General features: G+C 29.6%; 25 protein-coding genes. 18 read left to right on the top strand and 7 right to left on the bottom strand.

Translation table 11 applies throughout. The features are described 5' to 3' along the window. The first annotated feature begins 169 nt into the window (after positions 1-169). The 6 genes from infC (at position 170) to tsaB (ending at position 2,837) form a co-directional block, all read left to right on the top strand. Positions 170-724, top strand: a complete 555-nt coding sequence (gene infC / locus DB313_RS00950; protein ID WP_120103998.1) for a translation initiation factor IF-3 — start codon at positions 170-172, stop codon at positions 722-724. 17 nt (positions 725-741) lie between these two features. Beyond that, positions 742-939 carry a 50S ribosomal protein L35 gene (gene rpmI, locus DB313_RS00945; RefSeq protein WP_120103997.1) on the top strand — a complete coding sequence of 66 codons (198 nt, stop codon included), beginning with the start codon at positions 742-744 and terminating at the stop codon, positions 937-939. A gap of 19 nt (positions 940-958) precedes the next feature. Continuing rightward, complete coding sequence (gene rplT, locus DB313_RS00940; protein ID WP_120103996.1) at positions 959-1,306, top strand: 50S ribosomal protein L20; 348 nt, start codon at positions 959-961, stop codon at positions 1,304-1,306. A gap of 202 nt (positions 1,307-1,508) precedes the next feature. Further along, positions 1,509-1,769, top strand: a complete 261-nt coding sequence (locus DB313_RS00935) for a hypothetical protein (protein WP_120103995.1) — start codon at positions 1,509-1,511, stop codon at positions 1,767-1,769. Then, positions 1,766-2,194 (top strand): tRNA (adenosine(37)-N6)-threonylcarbamoyltransferase complex ATPase subunit type 1 TsaE, encoded by a 429-nt coding sequence (gene tsaE / locus DB313_RS00930; RefSeq protein ID WP_120103994.1) that lies wholly within the window; start codon positions 1,766-1,768, stop codon positions 2,192-2,194. The genes DB313_RS00935 and tsaE overlap by 4 nt, the downstream gene beginning before the upstream one ends. After that, positions 2,175-2,837: a tRNA (adenosine(37)-N6)-threonylcarbamoyltransferase complex dimerization subunit type 1 TsaB gene (gene tsaB / locus DB313_RS00925; RefSeq protein WP_120103993.1), complete on the top strand. Its 663-nt coding sequence runs from the start codon at positions 2,175-2,177 to the stop codon at positions 2,835-2,837. Before tsaE ends, tsaB begins: the two co-directional genes overlap by 20 nt. Here tsaB and csrA read toward each other — a convergent pair. The 5 genes from csrA to DB313_RS00900 are packed head-to-tail and all read right to left on the bottom strand — an operon-like array spanning position 2,822 to position 7,127. Further along, positions 2,822-3,070, bottom strand: a complete 249-nt coding sequence (csrA, locus tag DB313_RS00920; RefSeq protein ID WP_120103992.1) for a carbon storage regulator CsrA — start codon at positions 3,068-3,070, stop codon at positions 2,822-2,824. The two genes, tsaB and csrA, sit on opposite strands and share 16 nt — an antisense overlap. Then, positions 3,064-3,465 carry a flagellar assembly protein FliW gene (gene fliW, locus DB313_RS00915; RefSeq protein ID WP_120103991.1) on the bottom strand — a complete coding sequence of 134 codons (402 nt, stop codon included), beginning with the start codon at positions 3,463-3,465 and terminating at the stop codon, positions 3,064-3,066. Before fliW ends, csrA begins: the two co-directional genes overlap by 7 nt. Next, entirely contained in the window at positions 3,466-4,737 is a 1,272-nt protein-coding gene (locus DB313_RS00910; RefSeq protein WP_120103990.1) for a flagellar hook-associated protein 3, read from the bottom strand. 1 nt (position 4,738) lies between these two features. Further along, positions 4,739-6,622: a flagellar hook-associated protein FlgK gene (gene flgK, locus DB313_RS00905; protein ID WP_120103989.1), complete on the bottom strand. Its 1,884-nt coding sequence runs from the start codon at positions 6,620-6,622 to the stop codon at positions 4,739-4,741. 10 nt (positions 6,623-6,632) lie between these two features. After that, a complete protein-coding gene (locus DB313_RS00900) occupies positions 6,633-7,127 on the bottom strand; it encodes a flagellar protein FlbF (RefSeq protein ID WP_120103988.1) in 495 nt (164 codons plus the stop codon). 136 nt (positions 7,128-7,263) lie between these two features. Between DB313_RS00900 and mnmE the strand changes: the two genes are divergently transcribed. The 10 genes from mnmE to DB313_RS00850 all read left to right on the top strand — a co-directional run bounded on the left by mnmE (position 7,264) and on the right by DB313_RS00850 (position 18,543). After that, positions 7,264-8,658, top strand: coding sequence for a tRNA uridine-5-carboxymethylaminomethyl(34) synthesis GTPase MnmE (mnmE, locus tag DB313_RS00895; RefSeq protein WP_120103987.1), 1,395 nt, complete (start codon positions 7,264-7,266; stop codon positions 8,656-8,658). A gap of 2 nt (positions 8,659-8,660) precedes the next feature. After that, positions 8,661-10,523 carry a tRNA uridine-5-carboxymethylaminomethyl(34) synthesis enzyme MnmG gene (gene mnmG, locus DB313_RS00890; RefSeq protein WP_120103986.1) on the top strand — a complete coding sequence of 621 codons (1,863 nt, stop codon included), beginning with the start codon at positions 8,661-8,663 and terminating at the stop codon, positions 10,521-10,523. Further along, entirely contained in the window at positions 10,520-11,143 is a 624-nt protein-coding gene (rsmG, locus tag DB313_RS00885; protein WP_120103985.1) for a 16S rRNA (guanine(527)-N(7))-methyltransferase RsmG, read from the top strand. Before mnmG ends, rsmG begins: the two co-directional genes overlap by 4 nt. Positions 11,144-11,216: 73 nt before the next feature. Further along, positions 11,217-12,209, top strand: coding sequence for an AAA family ATPase (locus tag DB313_RS00880; RefSeq protein WP_120103984.1), 993 nt, complete (start codon positions 11,217-11,219; stop codon positions 12,207-12,209). A gap of 13 nt (positions 12,210-12,222) precedes the next feature. After that, positions 12,223-13,104 (top strand): DUF58 domain-containing protein, encoded by an 882-nt coding sequence (locus DB313_RS00875; protein WP_120103983.1) that lies wholly within the window; start codon positions 12,223-12,225, stop codon positions 13,102-13,104. After that, entirely contained in the window at positions 13,101-14,000 is a 900-nt protein-coding gene (locus tag DB313_RS00870; RefSeq protein ID WP_120103982.1) for a hypothetical protein, read from the top strand. Before DB313_RS00875 ends, DB313_RS00870 begins: the two co-directional genes overlap by 4 nt. Beyond that, entirely contained in the window at positions 13,987-14,988 is a 1,002-nt protein-coding gene (locus tag DB313_RS00865; protein WP_120103981.1) for a vWA domain-containing protein, read from the top strand. Before DB313_RS00870 ends, DB313_RS00865 begins: the two co-directional genes overlap by 14 nt. Further along, the gene (locus tag DB313_RS00860; protein ID WP_120103980.1) at positions 14,985-15,974 is read left to right on the top strand and encodes a vWA domain-containing protein; all 990 of its coding nucleotides are present in this window, start codon (positions 14,985-14,987) and stop codon (positions 15,972-15,974) included. Before DB313_RS00865 ends, DB313_RS00860 begins: the two co-directional genes overlap by 4 nt. Further along, complete coding sequence (locus DB313_RS00855) at positions 15,956-16,543, top strand: tetratricopeptide repeat protein (protein ID WP_120103979.1); 588 nt, start codon at positions 15,956-15,958, stop codon at positions 16,541-16,543. The genes DB313_RS00860 and DB313_RS00855 overlap by 19 nt, the downstream gene beginning before the upstream one ends. Next, positions 16,492-18,543, top strand: a complete 2,052-nt coding sequence (locus tag DB313_RS00850) for an SH3 domain-containing protein (RefSeq protein WP_120103978.1) — start codon at positions 16,492-16,494, stop codon at positions 18,541-18,543. The genes DB313_RS00855 and DB313_RS00850 overlap by 52 nt, the downstream gene beginning before the upstream one ends. 17 nt (positions 18,544-18,560) lie before the next feature. On the opposite strand, the gene infA is transcribed toward DB313_RS00850, so the two are convergent. Next, a complete protein-coding gene (gene infA / locus DB313_RS00845) occupies positions 18,561-18,782 on the bottom strand; it encodes a translation initiation factor IF-1 (protein WP_120103977.1) in 222 nt (73 codons plus the stop codon). Positions 18,783-18,949: 167 nt separating this feature from the next. Between infA and DB313_RS00840 the strand changes: the two genes are divergently transcribed. Further along, the gene (locus DB313_RS00840; RefSeq protein WP_120103976.1) at positions 18,950-19,327 is read left to right on the top strand and encodes a TraR/DksA family transcriptional regulator; all 378 of its coding nucleotides are present in this window, start codon (positions 18,950-18,952) and stop codon (positions 19,325-19,327) included. 9 nt (positions 19,328-19,336) lie between these two features. On the opposite strand, the gene DB313_RS00835 is transcribed toward DB313_RS00840, so the two are convergent. Next, positions 19,337-20,494, bottom strand: a complete 1,158-nt coding sequence (locus DB313_RS00835) for an OmpA family protein (protein WP_120103975.1) — start codon at positions 20,492-20,494, stop codon at positions 19,337-19,339. A gap of 163 nt (positions 20,495-20,657) precedes the next feature. Here DB313_RS00835 and malQ point away from each other — a divergent pair, with 163 nt between their 5' ends. After that, a complete protein-coding gene (malQ, locus tag DB313_RS00830; RefSeq protein ID WP_174220829.1) occupies positions 20,658-22,145 on the top strand; it encodes a 4-alpha-glucanotransferase in 1,488 nt (495 codons plus the stop codon). Positions 22,146-22,152 lie beyond the last annotated feature (7 nt).

Here is a 22,152-nt window from a genome sequence, read left to right as displayed (position 1 = left end):
AATAAATAAATTTTACTTTTTAATTACTCATTAATCAATTAATTTTTGTTTGTTTGCAAGGTACTTTTTGTTATTGTGTGTAAATAGGATGTATTGTAATTTACTTTTTCATTAAGGTATATTAAAATTAGTTATCAATTAATATTGTTTGAGGAGTATGTATTTTTAGATGATAAATAGGAGTTCCAATAGAGATAGGATTAAGTCGGGGGAAAAGGAATTAAAAATTAATCATAAAATAAGGGCTAGTGAGGTTAGAGTTGTTTTTGAAGATGGAACTCAATCTGTTTTACCAATTGAAGAGGCCATTAGGCAAGCTAGAGAGGCTGAGCTTGATTTAGTTGAAGTTTCACCTAATGTTTCACCTCCAGTGTGTAAGATAATTGATTATGGGAAGTATAAGTTTCATCAGGAGAAGAGACAAAAGGAACAAAAGAAAAATCAGAGAATAATTAAACTTAAGGAAGTTCGAATGCAGCCGAAAATAGATACTCATGATCTTGATTTTAAGTCTAGAAATATTTTAGGCTTTCTTAAAGAGGGGAATAAGGTAAAGGTTACTATAAGATTTAGGGGCCGTGAACTTGCTCATACTCATTTGGGGTATGGAATTTTGGAGAGTGTTCTTGAAAGGGTTGGAGATGTTAATTATAATTTAGAATCACCGGCTAAGATGGAAGGCAAGACGATGTTTTTAGTTGTTGCACCTAAGTCTAGGAAGTGAATAATAAGGAGATATGAATGTCAAAGATGAAGACATGTAAAAGTGCAAGTAAGAGATATTCTTTTACTTCAAAGGGGAAAGTAAAGTATAAAAAGCAAGATTTGAGACATATCTTGACAAAGAAGTCTTCTAAGAGAAAGAGACACTTGGGGAAAGCAGGTGTGCTTTCAAGTTCTGAGGTTAAGAGGATTAGAACCTTATTGCCTTATGCTTAGTTTGATTTGAGGAGATTATATGGCTAGAGTTAAAAACGGAACAGTGCATGTTGCGAGACGAAAGAGAATTTTAAAGAAAACCAAAGGATTTTGGGGAACTAAGAAGAGTAATTATAAGAAAGCTAAGGATACTCTTCGTAAGGGTATGATGTATGCTACAAGAGATAGGAAGAATAGGAAGAGAGAATTTAGAAGTTTATGGGTCGTAAGAATTTCTGCTGCTTTAACAGGCATGGGAGTTAATTATTCAAGATTTGTTGAAGGTTTAAAGCACGCTAATATTAGGATTAATAGGAAAATTTTGTCTAATTTAGCGATTGAAGATATAGAAACTTTTAAAAAAATAGTATATGAGATAAAAAATTAAAGAGTTCCTGAGAAGTTCAATTATAGAAATTAGAGTTATTTTTTGCGACATCTCACTAAATTTGGGAATTTAAGTATTTTTTTAACGGATGATTTCTTAAGGATAATCAAAAGTTAAGAATGAAAATTCCATCTTTTAAAATAGCGCTAAATGAAATGTTTCTATGTTGGCTTCTTGGGATTTAATTTAAAGGAATATTATTGTGCAATTTATTTCTCTTGAAAATATTAAAAAACAAGATAGTTATATCTATTATAGGAATGTATATTTTGCTGATGTCCTTTATGAGTATAAGGGTTCTATTGAAACTAAGCGGGTTAAATTTACAATAGAAACAACTCCTTTAGGTGAAAAACATATAACTATTGATTTTATAGATCCACTAGATTATCCTGTGCTTAGTTTAATGATTGCAATAAAAAGACATATAATTGAGATTGATGTTGAGGGTGAACTTCCTTGATTTTGTCTTTTGAGTCAGAGGAAAAAATGATAGACTTTTCTAAGTCTTTTTTTAATCCTTTGCCCATTGGTAAGGTGTTTGCTCTTTGTGGTGATATGGGAGCTGGAAAGACAACATTTTTGAAAGGTTTGGCCTTAAATCTTGATGTTTCTTCTTTTGCAAGTCCAACTTATAATATTATTAATGTTTATGAGTTTGTTGATTTTAAATTTTATCATATTGATCTATATCGTTTAAATATTTTAGATGAGTTTGAGCTTATTGGTGGAGTGGAGATTCTCTTAGATATTTCTTCTATCGTAGCTATTGAATGGCCAGATATTATTCTTGATATTTTACCTAAAAACAGATTGATATTTTTAAAATTTAAAATAAGAGATACTACTAGGATTTTAGAAATTAGTAATGAATACTCTTGCAGTTGATTATTCATATAAGTCTTTATTAGTTTACTTTAAGATAAATGATGAAGTTTTATCTCTAGTTGTAAATAAAGATAGGGTTAATAATAACCTTAGTGTTCCAAAAATATTTAAAGACTTTGTATTAGAGAATAATATTAATCTAAATCATCTTGATTTAATTATTAATTCTTATGGTCCTGGTTCTTTTACAGGGTTAAGAATTAGTTTAAGTTTTATTAAGGGTCTCTCATTAGGGCTTTCTATTCCTTTTGTGAATATACTTACTTTTGATGTTTTTGCTAATTTAGTTCATCAAAACTCAGATATCGTTACTTTAAGTTTTACGGCAGGTAGATATTTCTTTGGATATTATAGGTGTTCTAAATTGTGTGATGAGGTTTTTTGCTTTTCTGAAGAAGAATTATTTGAATATTTAGGAAAGCTTGACTCTAATTTGGTGATTATTGGAAATGGAATTGAATTTGTTTATGAGAAGCTTAAAAATAAGTATAATGTTATTAGTAACATGGATTCTTTTGGTGAAGTCTTGACGGAGCTTGGTAAGTGTAAGTATTTAAAAAACAAAAAAGGAGATGACATTTTATCTGGTCCTTTTTATGCAAGAAGAAGTGATGCAGAGATTAATTCTTATTTAATAAAATAATCAAATAAACTCTTAATTTTATGTATGTTATTTTTTATATGCTGTTTATCTTGTAATATTGATTTTTTATTTTCCTCTTTAATGATATCGTAAATTTCGGATCTAAGTATTTTAATGTCTTCAGGGGCTTTTATTGCTATTTTAACACTGTCTTTTTTTATTTCAAGTATTGAAATTTCAATATTAGAGTCTATTCTTATGCTTTCGTTTGCTTTTCTTGATAACACTAGCATGATTCTTCCTTAAAGACTCTGTATCTAAGATAATGCTCTTCATTCGTAGATATGGCTTGTTTTCCAATTAATTTTTTTTTGTTTAATATGATAGGAGCTTTTAAATTTGCTGTGATGTCTTTGTAGTTTTTTACATACATGTTTATTATGCAGAGTATGACTCTTTCATCTTCATTTTCTGCTTGAATGTCTAGCCAGTCTTTTTCCTGTATGTTTGGTAAATATTCTTCTAAAAAGTTAAAAGGGGAGGTTACTAAAAAACTAATCTCCTCATTTACTGACTGCATAATTGAAAAGAGTTTGTGCTCAGAGTCTTTAATTATAAATTCTTTAATATCCTCAAAGCCTAGTATTCCTTCGGGAAATTTGAACTTTATACTAGTTTCATCTCTCATTTATTTTAAAAAGTCTAATAGGGTTGTTTGCATTATCCGTGCAGAAACTCCTAAAGATACTTGATAGGCCAAACTTGTCATATTAAGATCTGTTATTGCTTTTGTCACATCAAGATCAGTATAATTAACCATATCGTCTTTCATGTCCATTACTTCTTTACTAATTCTTTCATAACTTGAATCAAGTCTATTTTCTTTAGCTCCAAGATCGGCTATTGTTGTAAGTATTTTATTTAAACTCTCGTCAATTTCAGCTAAACTCCTACTTCCAACAAGTTCTTCTCTGTTTTCTTCTAAATTGTCTCTCAGTTCAATTAAGGTATCAAAAATAGATCTGCTTCTAACTTCAGTATTTCCTGCAATATTATAAGGCGGGGATTTAGTGTCATTATTTTTAGTAATAATGCCAAGATCTTGTAGTACGGTTGAACCCTCTTCTGTTATCCATATTTGGTGCGGTGTAGTTGTTTGTATTGCGATTGAATTTAAAATACGATCAAGACTGGCTTCAACAGGAGCGGATGATTCATTAATCTTAGCAATGATGTCAGCAGCTGTATCTCCCGCTACTAATGCTATTTCAATATTATCAATATAAATTTTTGTATTTTCTTTTACAATAAACCCATTAACATTTGTTGATGATATTATATGGTGATTTTGTGAGAAAAATATTTCATTCCCAGGATAATTGGTTGGAATATAAATTCCATTATATATTTCCATTTCTTTTTCTGCTTGATTACCGTTGTAATCTATTCTTATTATTTGTGGAGATTCTCTGTCTTGAGTGACATTATTAACTCTATTTTCTCTAGTTATTTTAAAAGCCTCAGCATCAATTTTAGTACCTGCAAAAATGCTATATCCGTCTGAACCCTTTACATTTGCGATTGCAATAACATCTTCAAGAATTGCATTTACTTCTTTTGCTATTATTTTCTTATCATCAAGTCCATAAGTGCCGTTTGCTCCTTGAATAGTTATCTCTTTAGCACGAGTTAAAATGTTTGATAAAGATTGCAAATATCCTTCTGTATATCTAAGTTTTCCTTTAGCACTGTTGATATTTTTAATATAGGTATTAAGCTTAAAAATATCACTATCTAGTCTTATTGCATGAGTAACTCCTGTAGGATCATCTCTCAAGCTTCCAATTCTTTTTCCGCCTTTATATAGGCTTTCCAGGAGTTTTGTTATTTTTACTTCCTGTTCTGTTGAAGATGACTTTAAATTATCATATGTTAAAGGATGACTTACTCTGTTTATCATACTATACTCCCATTTTATTGATTATTGTGTCTATTAATTCTGTAGAAACAACAATAAACTTACTTGCAGCAATAAAGGCTTGTTGAAATTCTATCATATTGGTCAATTCTTCATTTTTATTAACACCGGAAATTGATAACCTTAAATCAGTTAGATCTTTAAGTATTTGTGCTTGGCTAGTTTTTGTAACTTCCGCTGTTTGTCCTTTTATTGCAATATTAGATGCTGTGTTTGCAAAATAGTCGTTTAATGTAGAATTTTTTCCAATCATAATAGGTGAGTTTACAAAAGACGCAATGCGTAGAGCTGCTTCATTGTCCCCAATAGCAATATCGTTTATAGGATTCTTAAGACTTGCTGCAATCTTTGATGGATCTTCTGCAATTTCATCAGCTACCTTAAGCCATGCTGATGGATTTTTTAAAGGAGATATTGAGTAACTAGATGTATTTGCTAGTTGATCAGTTGTATTAATATTTTGATAATTATAAGCACCCTCAGCTCCCGATGCGTTTAAAATCCCTGTGTAGCTTGTTAAAAATAATCCAGAATCCTCAATGTGTCTGATTCTAAATATGACATTTTCTTTATCTTCTTCTTTTACTGCCTTAATTTCAAATTTTCCTTCTGTATTGATTCTTGCAGTGACTTGTGCATGAGAGTTGTTTATTTTATTTATCACATCTTGAACGGTGTCTGTTGCATTATATGCTATTTCTATGAATTCGTTTTTGTTGATTGCTTCAAATCTCAATGTACCTAAAAATCCTAGTTTTTCTTCTGCAAAGATTTCATTTGTACCATTTATTTTAAATAGATGAACAGAATCAAATTCTCCATCTCCATTACTGTCATATCGTCCACGTTCATCTGTTAATTTGTATTCTTGTTCAAAGAAAACTCTTCGATTTTTTTTATCAAGACCATGTCCTGAGATATGAACTTCATTAATAAGCTCTGTAATATTGATTGCCATGTTGTCTAGCTCATTGATTTCGTTTTTAATTTCGTTGTCTCTTGCATTAATAAGAGCTCCTAATTTTCCTGTGTCAATATTAGCTAACTCACCATTGTTCCATAAAATATTCCATTTAGTTCTTGTAGGTCCATTAGAGGCTTCCAATATAAATTCGTTTGCAATTGTACCTTGAATAAGATGTTTCCCTTCTGTATGAATTAAAAATTCATTGGGGTCTTGTCTGTTTTCTATGGAAATACTAATAAGATTGCTTAGCTTGTCAACTATTAAATCTCTAGCATCCATTAAATCATTTGGATGATCTTTCATAGCAATTGCTTTTGCAATTTGCTTATTAAGCTCACCAATGTTTCTAAGATAATTGTTTATCTCTTCAGTAGTAATTTTTACCTCATCATTTGCCATTATATATATTCTTTCAAGGGAATGAAATCTATTTTTTACTACCTCCACAAAAGATTTTCCTCGTTCTAATATGATATTTCTTTCGGCTAATCCTTGAGGTTGCCTAGATAAATCTTGCCAGCTTTCCCAAAAATCATTTAGTCTTTTTCTGATTGATTGTTCTTCTGGTTCATTATAAACATTCTCAAGCAAAGAAATGAATTTATTTTTCGAAGTCCAGTAACCAAGTTTGTGTGATTCTTCAGCTATTCTTATATCTAACAAATCATCTCTCACTCTTTCGATAGATTGAACCATTATCCCTTGGCCTAGTTGACCAGCTTTTTGTGCTCTATTTAAATGAGGAGCGTAAATTGGCATTTCGGTTTTCATGATAATTCTCTGCTTTGAATACCCAGGCTTTGATGCATTAGTTAAATTATGACCGGTTGTGTTCATAGCATCTTTGTGGGCAAATAAACTTCTCTTTCCAATTTCTATTCCTGAGAATGTTGAATCCATACTAGACTCCTTAAAGTTTTTTATTTATTAAAACAGATGCTTCATTTAAGTTTCCGTTTTTAGGTCCATAAGGGTTTCTATAAGTGTTATTTCCAACACTTTCTTGAGCATCTTTAAATATTAAATCCAAAATATCAAGCGATGTTTCTACATAACTTGATATTAAATAATTTAAGTTTTGAATATTTATCATTCCTATTCTTAATCTATGGAAATAATTGTATATCTCTTTTTTGTAAACTGCACATAACTTTTCTATTGCCATGTAGGTTGATTCAAATATCTCATGTTTTGTGAATTCTTTCCAAATTTCATCTCTCTTTATCTCTATATCTTTAAATTTGCTAAGACAGATATTTGTTTTAGCAACAGTTTCTTTAAGCATTGTTTCGTTCTTTTCATCAAGATATTTTTTTATGCTCAGATACAAAGCATAAATATCTTCTACTAAAATAACTTCTTCTTGTAGAGTATCTTTTAACTCAGTTTCTAGCTTAATTTTCATCTTATAGCATAGATTATAAGCTAAATTAACAATATTTACAAATTAAGTGATAAGTTAAAGTGGGTTTAATAATTTAAGAGTACTATTGTAGTTTAGTGTTGCAATTTTTATGCTATGGTATAATTTATTTTAGTTTATGAGCAAGCTTTTTCAAAGAGATGATGACATTGTTGCACTTGCCACTCCCTTTATGAGCAGTGCTTTATGTGTGATTCGTAGTAGTGGACTCTCTTCGATTAAGAAATTTTCTAAAATATTTTCAAATCCTAAGCGACTTATTGAGGCATCTGGTAACACTATTCATTATGGATATATAGTAGATAACGAAACTTGTGAAAAATTAGATGAAGTTGTTGTTTGTCTTTACAGAGCTCCAAAGAGTTTCACAGGACAAGATTCAATAGAAGTTATGGCGCATGGATCTCTTATTGGTATAAGGAGAATTATAGATTTATTTTTAAAAGTAGATTTTAGGTTGGCTGAACCTGGTGAATTTACTCTTCGTTCTTTTTTAGCAGGTAAACTTGATCTTACTAAAGCAGAGGCAATCAATGAACTAATTGCTGCTAAAACGAAGAAGACTCATGCTCTTTCTGTTAATAAACTTTCGGGTTCCTTGTTTTCTAAAATAGATTTAATAAAAAAAGATATTTTAAATTTTCTCTCAGCACTTAGTGTTCATCTTGATTATGAGACAGATGAACATGAGGTTGTAGTTCCTTTTGAAATTGTTTTAAAAAGTAAAGATGAACTTAAGTTATTGATTGATTCTTATGATATTTCAAAGAAGATGGAACATGGAATTACATTGGTTTTGGCCGGTTCTGTGAATGTTGGGAAGTCTTCTCTTTTTAATTTGTTACTAAAGGAAGACAGGGCAATAGTATCATCTTATGCGGGGACTACAAGGGATTATATTCAGGCAAGCTTCGAGCTTGATGGAATTTTATTTAATGTATTTGATACAGCGGGTTTTAGGGAGACTGGAGATTTTGTTGAAAAGTTGGGTATAGATAGGAGTAATTCTTTGATTGAAGAAGCATCCTTAGTTCTTTATGTTATAGACTCAAGCTTAAAGTTAACAAATGATGATTTGAAATTTATTAATTCTTATGGAGGATGTTCAAAGGTTATTTTTGTTATAAATAAGGTAGATTTAAAACAGGATAAACATACAGTTGAATTTCTGAATTCAGGTAACATAAATTCATCAAATTTAGTAAGAATTAGTACTAAAACTTTATTTGGAATAGATTCTCTTTATGATAAAATAAGGGCATTTACATGTTTTGATTATGTTGATATTAATTCTTATGATGTTGTCATTGCATCAAGTCGTCAGGCAGAACTTTTAAAGAAAGCTTATAGTTTGATTATTGAGTTACTAGATAAAATAGAACAACAAGTAAGTTATGATATGTTGGCATTTGATGTTTATGAGATTCTTAACCTTTTAGGTGAAATAACGGGTGAGGTTACTAATGAGGATGTTCTTGGTAATATGTTTAAGAATTTTTGTTTAGGAAAATAGGTATGGATTTCGATGCTATTGTTATTGGAGGAGGGCATGCTGGTATTGAGGCATCACTTGCTCTTTCGAGGTTAAATTTTAAGACGCTTTTAATCACTCAAAATTTAGATACGATTGGAAAACTTTCTTGTAATCCGGCAATTGGTGGTCTTGCTAAGGGAAACATGGTACGTGAAATTGATGCTCTTGGTGGAGAAATGGGACGTATTATTGATTTTAGCATGATTCAATTTAGAATTTTAAATAAAAGTAGGGGACCTGCTGTGCAGGCGCCACGTGCTCAGGCCGATAAGTTGGTGTATCAGGTCAAGGCAAAGGAAACATTGGAAAGGCAAAGTAATCTTGATCTTTTTCAAGATACTGTAACTGATTTTTTGCTTAATTCTATGAAGAATAAAATTGAAGGAGTTATTACAGAAAGGGGTAATAAATTTACATCTCGTGTTGTAGTTCTTACAACTGGAACTTTTCTTAGAGGTAAAATATTTATTGGTGAATATAAAGCTTTTATGGGAAGGTTATCTGAGCCTGCGGCTTTTGGACTTGAAAATATTTTACTTGAGCTTGGATTTGAAATGGGGAGGCTCAAAACAGGTACTCCTGCAAGAATACACAGGAAGAGTATAAATTTTTCAAAAACGGAAATTCAATTTGGAGATTCTGATATTGTTCCTTTTTCTTTTTCAAATAATCTAATAGATAAGTCTCAACTCTCATGTTATATTACTTATACCAACAATAAAACTCATGAAATTATAAGCGACAATATGCATCTCTCACCACTTTATTCTGGAGAGATTATTGGAAATGGTCCTAGGTATTGTCCTTCAATTGAAGATAAAATAGTAAAATTTAGAGATAAAGATAGACATCAAATATTTATTGAGCCTGAAGGCTTGAGTACTGAGGAAATGTATCTTAATGGACTGAGTACTTCCTTACCTGAGGATGTTCAGGTAAAGTTAATTCGTAGTATTGATGGACTTGAGGATGCTATTATTACAAGGCCTGGATATGCAGTTGAATATGATTATATTAATCCTATTGAGCTTTATGCAAGTCTTGAAACTAAGAGAATTGAGGGTCTCTTTATTGCAGGGCAAACCAATGGTTCTTCGGGGTATGAGGAAGCTGCTGCGCAAGGGTTGATGGCTGGAATTAATGCAGCACTTAAAATTCAAAACAAGGAACCAATGATACTTACAAGAACGAGTTCTTACATTGGAGTACTCATTGATGACCTTGTTACTAAGGGAACTAAGGAACCTTACAGAATGTTTACCTCAAGAGCTGAACATAGACTTAATTTACGACATGACACTAGCGATAAGAGGTTAATTAAATTAGGATATAAAGTTGGATTGGTTGGGGAGGAAAAATATTCTGAATATCTTTTAAAGGAACAAAAAATAGAAGAAATTAAGGAACTTTTGCGACAGAGGCGTCTTAAGGATAGAGAAGCTAGTACTTTGCAGTTAAAGAAGCATGTTAGTAAAGATTTTTATCATATACTAAAGGATCCATATATTAATTTAAAGGATCTTGTTAAGATAGATTCTAAATTTAATTTTTCAAAAGTTGTTCTTGAACAAGTTGAGTTAGATATTAAGTATGAAGGCTATATTAATAGACAGAGAGACTTAATTAGAAAGATGAATAATCTTGAACTTATTAAGTTGCCTCTTGATTTTAATTATGAAATTGATGGTTTATCAAGAGAAGCTAGGGAAAAATTTGTTAAAATACAACCAGCAAACTTAGCACAGGCAAGCAGAATTTCTGGTATTAGGAATACAGATATTCAAGTTTTGCTTATATATTTTTCAAATCCTAAAAATAGGGTAGTACTTAATTTGGCTTTATGATGCGTTTTTTTGAATCTACTATGAAAAATTTAGGAATTTCTTTCACTTCAGAAAGTATTGATAAATTAAAGATTTATATAGAAAGAATTTTGTTATTTGGTAATAGGTTTAATTTAGTGTCAAATAATGATAAAAATTTTAATACGATACTTTTACATGCTTTGGATTCTCTGGCAGGCTTTCCTGTTATTATTGATAATAACCCACATCAAGTACTTGATGTGGGTAGTGGCGCAGGATTTCCGGGACTTGTTTTGGCTCTTTTTGATAAATATAGAAAGTATTTTCTTCTTGAGAGAAGCAATAAAAAGGCTACTTTTTTGAGAATGATGAAGGTAGAACTTGGTTTGGGTAATGTAGAAATTTTAGAGCACGATATTAGAGAAGAAAAAAATGAATATGAATTTATTACGTTTAGGGCTTTTAGGGATATAAGGGAATATGCAAATATTTTGAGGTTGGTTTTAAAAGATGGAGGCTTGATTATGGCTTATAAGGGGAAGCTTAATAAGATTGAATTTGAAATTGAATCTATTGAAATCTTATTTAGAAAAATAGAAATCAAACCATCATTAATTAATGGGGAAAAGGAAAGGAATTTACTTCTGCTTTATGCATAGTAATTTTATGTTTGTTATTATCATTTTTATGTTTGTTTTGACGATAAATAAACTTTAGTAATATAGGAGTAGTATGAAAGGTAGTTTTCAAATAGATTCAGAAGTAGAGAATGCATTAAGTTTAATAAATAAGTTTAGAAGAGAGGTTTCAAGTAGAATTCTTGGGCAAAAAGAAATGATTGATGCTATTTTGATGGGAATTTTGACCGAAGGACATGTATTGCTTGAGGGTGTTCCAGGACTTGCAAAGACATTAACAATACAGACAGTCTCAGATGTTCTTGATCTTGGTTTTAAAAGAGTTCAATTTACGCCAGACCTTTTACCCTCAGATCTTACGGGAAATATGGTGTATAAGAATACAACGGGTACTTTTAAGGTAAGAAAGGGTCCTATATTTTCAAATATTATTTTAGCAGATGAAATTAATAGGGCACCTGCAAAGGTTCAATCAGCGCTTCTTGAAGCAATGGGTGAGTGTCAGGTAACTCTTGGAGATGAAACCCATAAACTTCCAGATCCATTCTTTGTGCTTGCAACACAAAATCCGATTGAACAAGAGGGTACTTATAATTTACCGGAAGCTCAACTTGATAGATTTTTGCTTAAAGTTAATGTGAATTATCCTGCTATTCAAGATGAAATAAAACTTCTTAAAATATTTTCAGTTGGAGGTGGACTTGAAAATATTAAAGTTGCAAAGGTAATGAATTCTTACTCTTTGTCGGATCTTAAGCGTATAGTTACCAAGGTTAAGGTAGATGATAAAATAATGCTTTATATCGTTACTTTAATAGCAGCTTCTCGTGAGAATGACAAAAAGACTTATCCATTTACTAAATATATTGAATTTGGAGCATCTCCTAGGGCGTCAATTAGTTTGCTCAAATGTGCTCGTGTTAACGCTCTTTATGAGGGGCGCTTATTTGTTCTTCCAGAAGATGTTAAGGCTGTAGCCTATAATGTGTTAAGACACAGGATTACGCCATCTTATGAAGCAGAGGTTGAAGAGATGAATACAGATGATATTATTAAGATACTTCTCTCAGCTGTAGCACTGCCTTAAGGGTTGCTATAAGATGCAAGAGAATAATGAATTAAATACTAGCACGAAGACTAAAATAAAAGCTTTAAAATTTTTTTCAAGAAAAATGCTTTTAGAACTTAATTTTGGTGGATATCGTTCAATTTTTAAGGGTCTTGGTCTTGAATTTCATGAATTTAGACCTTATGAAGAGACGGATGATGCTAGATTTATTGATTGGAATGTTAGTTCTAAAACAGATAGCATATTTTCAAAGGTTTTTAAAGAAGATAAGGGAATGAATCTTCATCTTCTTGTTGATAATTCACTTTCAATGAGTTTGGGAAGCACTATTAATAAAAAAGAAATCCAGGATCTTTTAGTTTCTATTTTTGCCCATATGGCATTTTTTAATAATGACAAAATAGGCATAACTTTTTTTTCAAGTAAAACAGATAAATTTATTCCTTCTAGAAAAGGGCATTCACATTTAGGATTAATTTTAAATGAAACAATAAATAGGAAACTACAAAGAGGTAGTAATTTAACTTATATATTTAAAAACACAGCCGAGTATTATAAAAAAAGGTCTTTAATTATCATTATTTCGGATTTTAAGGCTAGTGATTATTTTAGGTCTTTAACTGTACTTAGTAAGCGTCATAACATTATTGCAATAAGGCTTACAGATTTTTTTGATGAAAATCTTCCTCAGTATGGATTTTTAACTTATGAAGATATTGAAACGGGTGAGAATTTTTTAGCTTCCGGTTTTAGTAAAACAATAGTGAATGGTTATAAAAATTATTGGACTTTGGATAAAATAAGGTGGAAGCAAGAGTGTGTAAGGAGAAGTATTAATTTTATAGAAATTAGCACAAAAGATGATGTTTTTAGAAAAATAAAAGCCCTTTTAAAAAAGGATAACAAGGTTTGAAAAATATAATTATTATTTTTGTATCTTTTTTATCTCTTAATTTATTCTCGTATGAGTTAAAAAATGAAATATTTATTCCAACTCGTTATTATGTTGGAGATACTGTTGAGCTTAAATTTTCTTTGGTTCTTAGTGAGGATGAAAATTTTACTCCTGCTGATTTTAAGGAAATTAAGAATGAGTTTGTTGAGGTTAATTCACTTATTTACAGACCAGAAAGAGGAGAGATAATAATACAGTTTGTTTCATTTTATGTTGGAAGCAATACTCTTCCACTCATTTATGTTGGAGATGTTAGCAAGAATAATAAATCAATCAAAGTTGTTCTTAAAAATATAAAAATAAATACAAGTAAGCTAATAGCGGCAGATGATTCTCTTATGATACAAAATATAGAGGGTGTCCTTTTTCTTCCAGGAACAAGCACTTACCTTGTTATTTTTGTTTTAGCACTTATGGTGGTTCCTTATGTTTTTATTAAGTTTTTAAAGCTTATAAGGAATTTATTAACATTTTTAATAATGAGACATAATTTGAGGAAGCCATATAGAATTTTTCAAAAACAGTTTGTTATTTTATCTAATTATATTAAAAATGAAGAGGATCAAATTGTTTTTTATAATTTATTAAACTCTTCTTTAAGGGTTTATTTATCAAAAAAAACAGGCTTTGATTTTAATGCAATTACCACAACTGAAATTTCTGAAATTTTGCAAAATCTTAAGGTGCCTTATGAAATTCGTTCAACTTTGGTTAATATGCTTAGGATTTCTGATTTTAGTAAATTTAGTGGTGTTAATTTACTAGGTGGAAATCTGTCACTTGTTTTAGAGGATCTCAAGAAAGCAGCTCTTAGTTTTGAAGAATTTAATAGGGGTAATAATGTTAACATTTAATTCTCCCTTATATTTATTTTTACTTATAATTCTTCCTTTAATAATTTATTATAGCCATTTTCTTAAAGATAGAGGGGGGAAAATTAAATTTCCAATATCTCTTTATGGAAATGTTGGTTCTCTGAAATTTAAAGATTATGGATTAAATGTATTGTATTTTACAACTTATTCTTTTTTTTATTTGGCAATAATAGGCATGGTCTTGACCTTAGCGGGACCTTCTATTTCGAAAAAGAAGATGTCTTATCTTAGCAATGGGGCGGATATTATTATTGTATTAGATATATCACCTAGTATGGGTGCTGTTGAGTTTTCCTCTAAGAATAGACTTGAATTTGCAAAGGAATTAATTAAGTATTTTGCTTTTCAAAGGGAGAATGACAATATTGGTCTAGTGGCTTTTGCAAAAGAAGCTTCGTTAATAGTTCCACTTACAGTTGATAGGGAGTTTTTTGCTAAAAAATTAGATGATCTTTACATAATGGATCTTGGGAATGGTTCTGCTTTAGGTCTTGGAATTTCAATTGCTCTTTCTCATTTAAAACATTCAGAAGCTCCTAGAAAGTCCGTGATTGTTTTAACGGATGGAGTGGTTAATTCGGATGAAGTGTATAAGGATCAAGTAATAAATCTTGCTAAAGGATTGAATGTTAAAATTTACTCTATTGGAATTGGTAGTAATGAAGAGCTTAGTGTTGAGTTTAAATTGAGGTCGGGTAAGTTTTATCAGGGTACTTTAAAGGAAGTTTATGACCCCAGTATGCTTTTTGAGATTTCAAGTAGAACAGGAGGACTTTTTTATTCTGTAAACGATGATTTTTCATTTAAATTTGCAATTCAGGATTTTTCAAAAAAAGAAAATGTAGAGAGGAAAGTTAAAATTTCTGTCGAAAATAAAGATATTTACAATGAATTTCTCTTAGTAATATTTTGTTTATTGGTTCTTTATTTTATATTTTCTAAGGTCTTTTTAAAAGAGGTATTATGAGTATAGGGAATTATTATGCTTTTTACTTGTTTATAGTTTTGTTCTTAATTCTTATTGTGTATATCTATAATTTTAAGAAAAATCAGCCATTTTTTAAGAATTTAAGTATTATGTATGCTAATAATGCATACATAAAAAATTATTACATAAAAAAAATACTTATGATATTGTTTTTCATCTTGAGTTTGGGATTTTTGATTCTTTCTATTTTAAATATTTCTTGGGGACATAAAGTTGCTGAAGATGAGAGGTCAAATTTAAGAATATCTTTTGTTGTTGATGTATCTCGTAGTATGTTAAGTCTAGATGAAGGGAGGTCGATTAATAGGCTTGAGAGTGCTAAGGATGTTATTAGTTTAATTTTAAATAATTTTGAAAGTGCTGAGTATTCGCTTACTATTTTTAAAGGCAAGCCAGTTTTAATTTTACCCTTTTCTAAGGATAAAGCTAGTTTACAGAAGATATTAAATTATATTGAACCTAATTTAATAAGTTTTCCTGGTAGTTTTTTAAGTGAGGGAGTGTTTAGCGCTATACAGGGAATAAAGGATGATTCTTATTATAATTTTTTAATAATTTTAACGGATGGAGATGAGTGGGGTGAGAATAATTATTATAGATTTTCTAAATTAGTTGATGCTATGGGTATTAAGAGCTTTGTAGTTGGTATTGGAAGTAATAACCCGTCTCCTTTGATTGATAATAATGTAAGTGTTAGAGATAAAGAGGGAGGGGTAGTTAAAGCTTTGCTTAATGAGGATAATCTACATCTTCTTGCATCTTCTCTTAAGGGCTCTTATTATGATTTATATTTAAAGGGTACAAATTATGTTATTAATGAAATAAGAAATGATATAATAAAAAAAAGTTCAAGTGATATTATGATTATTAGTATTCTAAGGTATAAAATTTTCTTAGTCATTTCTTTGTTATTTATGATGTTGTATATATTTGTTAAGGTTATTAAATGGGACGAGACTTTTTAGTTAAATTGTGCTTAGGTTTTATTTTTGTATCTTTTTTTTCTTGTACTAATGTTAAATCTATGTCTCTTATGGCCATTGGAAATTATGAATATATTAGAGGTAATTATCAAAATGCAATTTCTACTTATTATAATCTTGTAGATGATGTTAAGAGTTCTGCTTGGGGTTATTATAACCTTGGAATTGTATATTATTCTTTAGGTGAATATGAGAGTTCTCTTCGTATGTTTTCATATGCAAGAAGGGATGATGATGTTTTTTTGAATTTTAGTATAAATTATAATGAAGGAATAATATATTATAACCAGGGACTTTATCGAAAAGCGGAGATGGCCTTTAAGGAGGCTTTAAAAATTAATCCTGCAAGCTATAATGCTAAATATAATCTTGAACTTGCAATAATTAAAAAAAGAACCATTCCAGATAATTTGGAATCTTTAAGTGTTAATAAGAGTAAAGATTTTATCGAGAATAATGAAAATTTTTTGAGGTATATTGAAAATCTTGAGAGGATTTTATGGGTAACAAGAGCAGAGGAGGATATTGTGTCTCCAAAAGAAGATTGGTAGTTTTAATATTTTTAGTTTTCTTTTTTATAAATTTTAAAATTTTTGCCTTATCTGGTAATGATTATTTATTGTCAACTAAGGTGCTTAAAGGGGATAAAGTTGTTCATATTATTAGATTAAATCTGTCTCAGGAATTTGACGAGAGTTTATTAAAGTTGGAAATAAGCAAGGATATGAATGATAAAACTAAGCTTGCATCAATAAATAGAGTTTTAGATGGGAGTAATTTTGTTATTGAAATAAAGGTTGAATATTATTTTGAAAAGTTAGGATTTGTTAAAATTCCTTCATTAAAATTAATTTATCGTGATGAAGTTTATTTAAGTTCAGAATATGAAGTGAGTATTTTAAGACAGGATGAGATGCAGTCTTTTGGTTTACCAGTTGAACTGTATTGGGATTTTAGCAATAAAGAAATTTATGAGTATCAGAGTGTTGGGTTTGTTTTACGTTCAAATTGGCTTACAAATAGCAATCTAAATTTTGTTACTGGTGCTTTTAGTGCTGTTAAGGATGCTATGATTGATAGGACTCCTATATTTGGAAATATTAGGTATAGAACTTTCAATAGTAAAGAAATTTTAGATGTGCCTCTTTATAATTTTATTTTAACTCCTCTTAGGGGGGCAAAAGATATTATTATCCCTAGTGTTTCTTTTAATGTAGATGAAAATATTACTCGTGTGGTTCCTGAGATTTTTTTAAAAGTCAAACCTATTCCAGATGAGGTTAAGTCTTTAGCTGTGGGCAATTTTAAAATTGAATATGAATATCCAAATTCAACTTTAATTAATCAAGATACTTTTACTATTTTAATCAAAATAACAGGACAAGGAAATCTTCCACATATTCGTTTTCCAGAAATTGAAACTTATAATTCAAGAGTCATTTATAAGAAAGAACATTATAATTTTGAGCCTTCAAAAGATGGATATAAGGGTAGTATATCTAAAATTTATACCATTAAGCCGGATAATAGAGGTAATTTATTTTTAAATATTGGTGATTTTACTTATCTAGAACCTGAAGATGAAAAGGTTTATAGACTTGAAGGTAAGCGACTAAAATATGAATATTATGGCGAATTTAAAAGTGATGATGATTCTACTAAAGATTTATTTACTGATTTTAAGTTACTTTCATATGACGATATTTTAAATTATAAGAATAAAACTTTTTTATTCTTTATACCTGTTTATTACTTGATTTTAATCCCAGGATTTTTATTCTCTTTAGTCATTTTTATTAGATATAAAAAATTTTTTCTTGCTTCAGGTTTTGGATTAGTTATTTTAATATTGACTATTGGGGTTAGTCTTAATGCTATGAGTGATGGTTCTTTTTCGGAAGAGAGTATAAATGATTTAATTGAAAGTTATAAATCAAAAAATTATGATGACTCACTTAATAAAGTAGATAATATTATTAAAAAAAATCCAAGTTACTCAGGACTTTGGTTAAATAGAGCGCTTATTTTGAGTAAAATGGAGAAAGAGTTTGATGCAATTTATTCGGCTTATAAAGCATTTTTCACTTCGCCAAATAATGATACCTTTTATAAAGTTGTTGATTTAATTGAAGCTAGGAGCGGAGTTAGTGAGAATATTAGAAATAATAGTTTTGTGTTTTCTAATGTTTTTTTCATTGTTAGTTTGATTTTAATAAATGTTTTAATAATAGTACTTTCTTATAAATTTTATGCAAGAAATTTAAAGAAAATAATTTTATTCTTACTTTGTTCTGTAACTTGTTTTACTTTGTTTCAAACATATTATTTTTATGTAGAACAACAGTCTGAAATTGGAATAATTAAAGGTGATTTAGTTTCTCTTTATAAAGTTCCTGACAACTTTTCAAGGAGTTGGAAATTTATAAAGGGCAATGTAAGTGTTTATGTACTTGATAGAAAAGATGACTTTGTGCTCATTCAAACAAGCCATGGGCTCCAGGGTTGGATTTATAGAAATTTTATCTCGTCTGTTAAGGATAACTTGATATAAGAAGTAGTAAAGATAAGCTATTTCTCTCTATATATTATTCTGCCCTTTGTAAGATCATAAGGTGATAAAGCAACCTTTACCTTGTCACCAGGAACTATTTTAATGAAGTGTTTTCTCATCTTTCCAGACAAATGAGCTAGAACTAAATGTCCATTCTTAAGTTCTACTCTAAACATTGTATTAGGAAGAGATTCTTTAACAATGCCCTCAGTTTCAATAGCTTCTTCTTTAGTATCCAAAATGCCTCCTTGTTACTTGTATAACACAATAAATTGTACACAATTAAAAATATCATTGCAATTATTTTTTGATAAAAATTAATGAGCTAGTTTACATTGTATGGGATTGTTTATATAATTACACGAAGTTTTTTAAAGAGTGTAATTTATTATAGGGAGGTAAGATCATGCAGAAAAGTAATTTTGAGCATGAGTTTGTTTTGAAGATGAAAAATCTTCTTTTGGAAGCAAAAAAAGAAATATTGAATTCTATAAAATCTGTTGAGGATAGTAAGAGAGAAATTATTAGCAATGATCTTCATCTTAAGGATGTACTTGATATTGCGTTTGATAACATGGATGGAAATAATCTTGAAGCTTTAAGCTCTGTTGAGAAAAAGAATCTTCATTTAATAAATCAAGCACTTTATCGTATTTCTCAAAATACTTATGGAAGGTGTTTAGCTTGTGATAAGGATATTGCAAAAGAGAGACTTGAAGCTATTCCTTATGCATTTTTGTGTATAGGGTGTCAAACTAGAAAAGAGAAAAAGAGCAGAAGATAAAACATGTATTTAATTATTTAGAATTGTAATTTCTACTCTTCGATTTTTTGATGCTAAAGGAGATGAGCTTTCATACTTAGGTTTTTTAGCACCCCATCCTTTGAAAAATATTTGATTTTTGTTTTTTACTTTCATTTTTAATAGGTAGTTTCCAATTGAATGAGCTCTTTTCTCAGATAATTCTTGCATTTCTTGTTCTGTTCCAAACTTTGCTGTATGTCCTTCTATTAGAATATTGTTGTCTTTGAATTTTTCTAATAGCTTGGCTATATGGTTTAGTTTTTTATATTCTTTTTTCATTACTTGAAAAGAATCAGGATGAAATTCAATATCTAAGCTTAGGTTAATTCCTTTTTCATTTTTATTTATATCAATAGAGTCTATTTGTTTATCTTTAATATACTCTTTTACTTCATTCTCTATTAAGTTGTCGTTTTGCAATTCAATAGAGATTGTTTCTCCAGATGAATTACCAATCATTTTGATATTATTTTTATCATTTTTCATTTCAAATACGTATGTATCATTGTATTTGTATGTATTTCCTGCTATTGAGTCAAAGTAAATTATTTGGTTAACCTTTTGAGAGAATGCAATATTTTTTACATTATATCTAGATTCATAATTTGAGTGAATTATATCGTAATCTTTTCCTTTTATTTTTTCTTTGCCCTTATATACATAATTTACATTAAACTTTACAATAAAATCTTTTATTTCGTTTGAAATTGTAGATGCCTGAATGTATTCTTCTGCCGGATATGTCCAACTTTCATTTATTCTTAAGGATGTTTTTGGGAACCTTGGAATACCTCTAACGGAGGGTCTCTTTTGATTATTATTGATTTTATACTCACCTTGTTTATTTATGCTAAAATTTCCTTCAAATTCTTCCTTAAGCAAAAAGACATCACGCTCGTCATCTCTTTTTAGTACCCTAAAATAAGATTTAATATCTGCAAAGTTGTCTTTTACATCTTTTACTTCGCTTGAAACTTGAATATTGGTTTTAGTTTTTGCATTAAGTGTTCCGTTTAGGTAAATTTCTTGATTGTCTGTGGTTTCTATTCTAAATTTGGTTCCTTTAGCATATTTAAATTCTAATGTTTCAAATGCAAACGATAGATGTGTTAATAAAAGTAATAGGATAATAATTTTAAAATTCATTTAAAAAATTATACCACAATTGAGAAGATATTTGATTATCAAAATATTTCATTAAATCTTTTTAATAAAGCTTTAATGTTACTATTTTTTGGTTATAATAATTATATATAGACATTTGTTTTATAAGTTTAATTAAAGCAAATTATTTTTGAGGTATAAAATTATGAGAAAAAGTGGAATTTTACTAAGTATTAGTTCTTTACCATCTAAGTATGGGATTGGAGATTTAGGTAAGGGGGCATATAGATTTATAGACTTTCTAGCTGCTTCATCTCAATCTTATTGGCAAATATTGCCTTATGCTCCTACGGATTTTGTAGGGTCTCCTTATTCCAGTTGTTCTGCATTTGCGGGTAATATTAATTATATTGATTTAGAGGCTATTGGTAGATTTATTGATATAGATTTAGCTACTCTTGAATGCTTGGAAAATAGGTGTGTTGATTATGATAAGCTTAGAAGTGTTAAAGACGCTGTTTTAAAAGAGGCTGCTTTAAACTTTTTACATAGGGCAACTGAGGATGAGATGAAAAAGTTTGAAAAATTTAGAAAATCTGCTTCTTATTGGCTTTTGGATTTTTCAAGCTTTGTTGTTTTTAAAGAGTATTATTCTAAATCCGAATCTTCAGAGACTTTTAATGTTTTATTTAGTAGAGAAATTCTTAAAAGAGATAATAGGGCTTTAGCTAAGCTTAGAGAAGATCTTGATGTTGATATTAAAGTACAACAAGTTTTACAATATTTCTTTTTTTCACAGTTTAGAGCTTTAAAGAGGTATGCTAATGCTGCTGGGGTTAGCATAATAGGAGATATTCCTATTTTTGTTTCTTATGATTCTGCTGATGTTTGGGCTCATCAGAAGTATTTTAAGTTAAAGTTTGATGCAAGTAAAGATAAGGTAACGGGTGTTCCGCCTGATTATTTTTCTAAGGAAGGACAGCTTTGGGGTAATTCAGCTTACAACTGGAAAGCTTTAAGAAAGGATAACTATGAGTGGTGGATTAATCGTATTGATTTTTTACAGAAATATGTAGATATTGTTAGGATTGATCATTTTAGAGGATTTGTATCGACTTGGGAGATAGATGCTAGAGAGTCTACCGCTGTTAAGGGGCATTGGGTTAAGTGTCCTGGGAAAGATTTTTTGAAACATCTTTTAGGCGAAATTAATAATTTGAAAATTTGGGTAGAGGATCTTGGAGAGGATCTTGAAGATACATTTAAATTAAGAGATTATTTTAATTTTCCAGGAATGAAAGTAATGCAATTTGCATTTGATTCTGATGCTAAAAATCCATATCTTCCTCATAATTATATAAGGAATTGTATTGTCTATACAGGGACTCATGATAATAATACTACTCGTGGGTTTATTAGTTCTCTTGATGATAAGCATAAGAGGTATATTTTTGATTATTTTAATACCAATGAAGATTCTGCTGTTTGGGATATGATAAGAGGCGCTATGGCTAGTGTTGCAGATAGTGTTATAATCCCAATGCAAGACTATCTTGACTTAGGGGCTGAATTTAGGATGAATATACCTGGTACAATTTTTAACAATTGGACTTTTAAAATGCTTAATAGTGATTTGACAGATAATTTAAGCAAGAAGATAAGTGATATTACAAAACTTTATGGGAGAGTTTAATAACAAC

The sequence above is a fragment of the Borrelia turcica IST7 genome (genome assembly GCF_003606285.1).
Lineage (GTDB): Bacteria > Spirochaetota > Spirochaetia > Borreliales > Borreliaceae > Borrelia > Borrelia turcica.
Note: the sequence above shows the minus strand (reverse complement) of the source record. Positions and strands in the feature narration are given on the sequence as shown.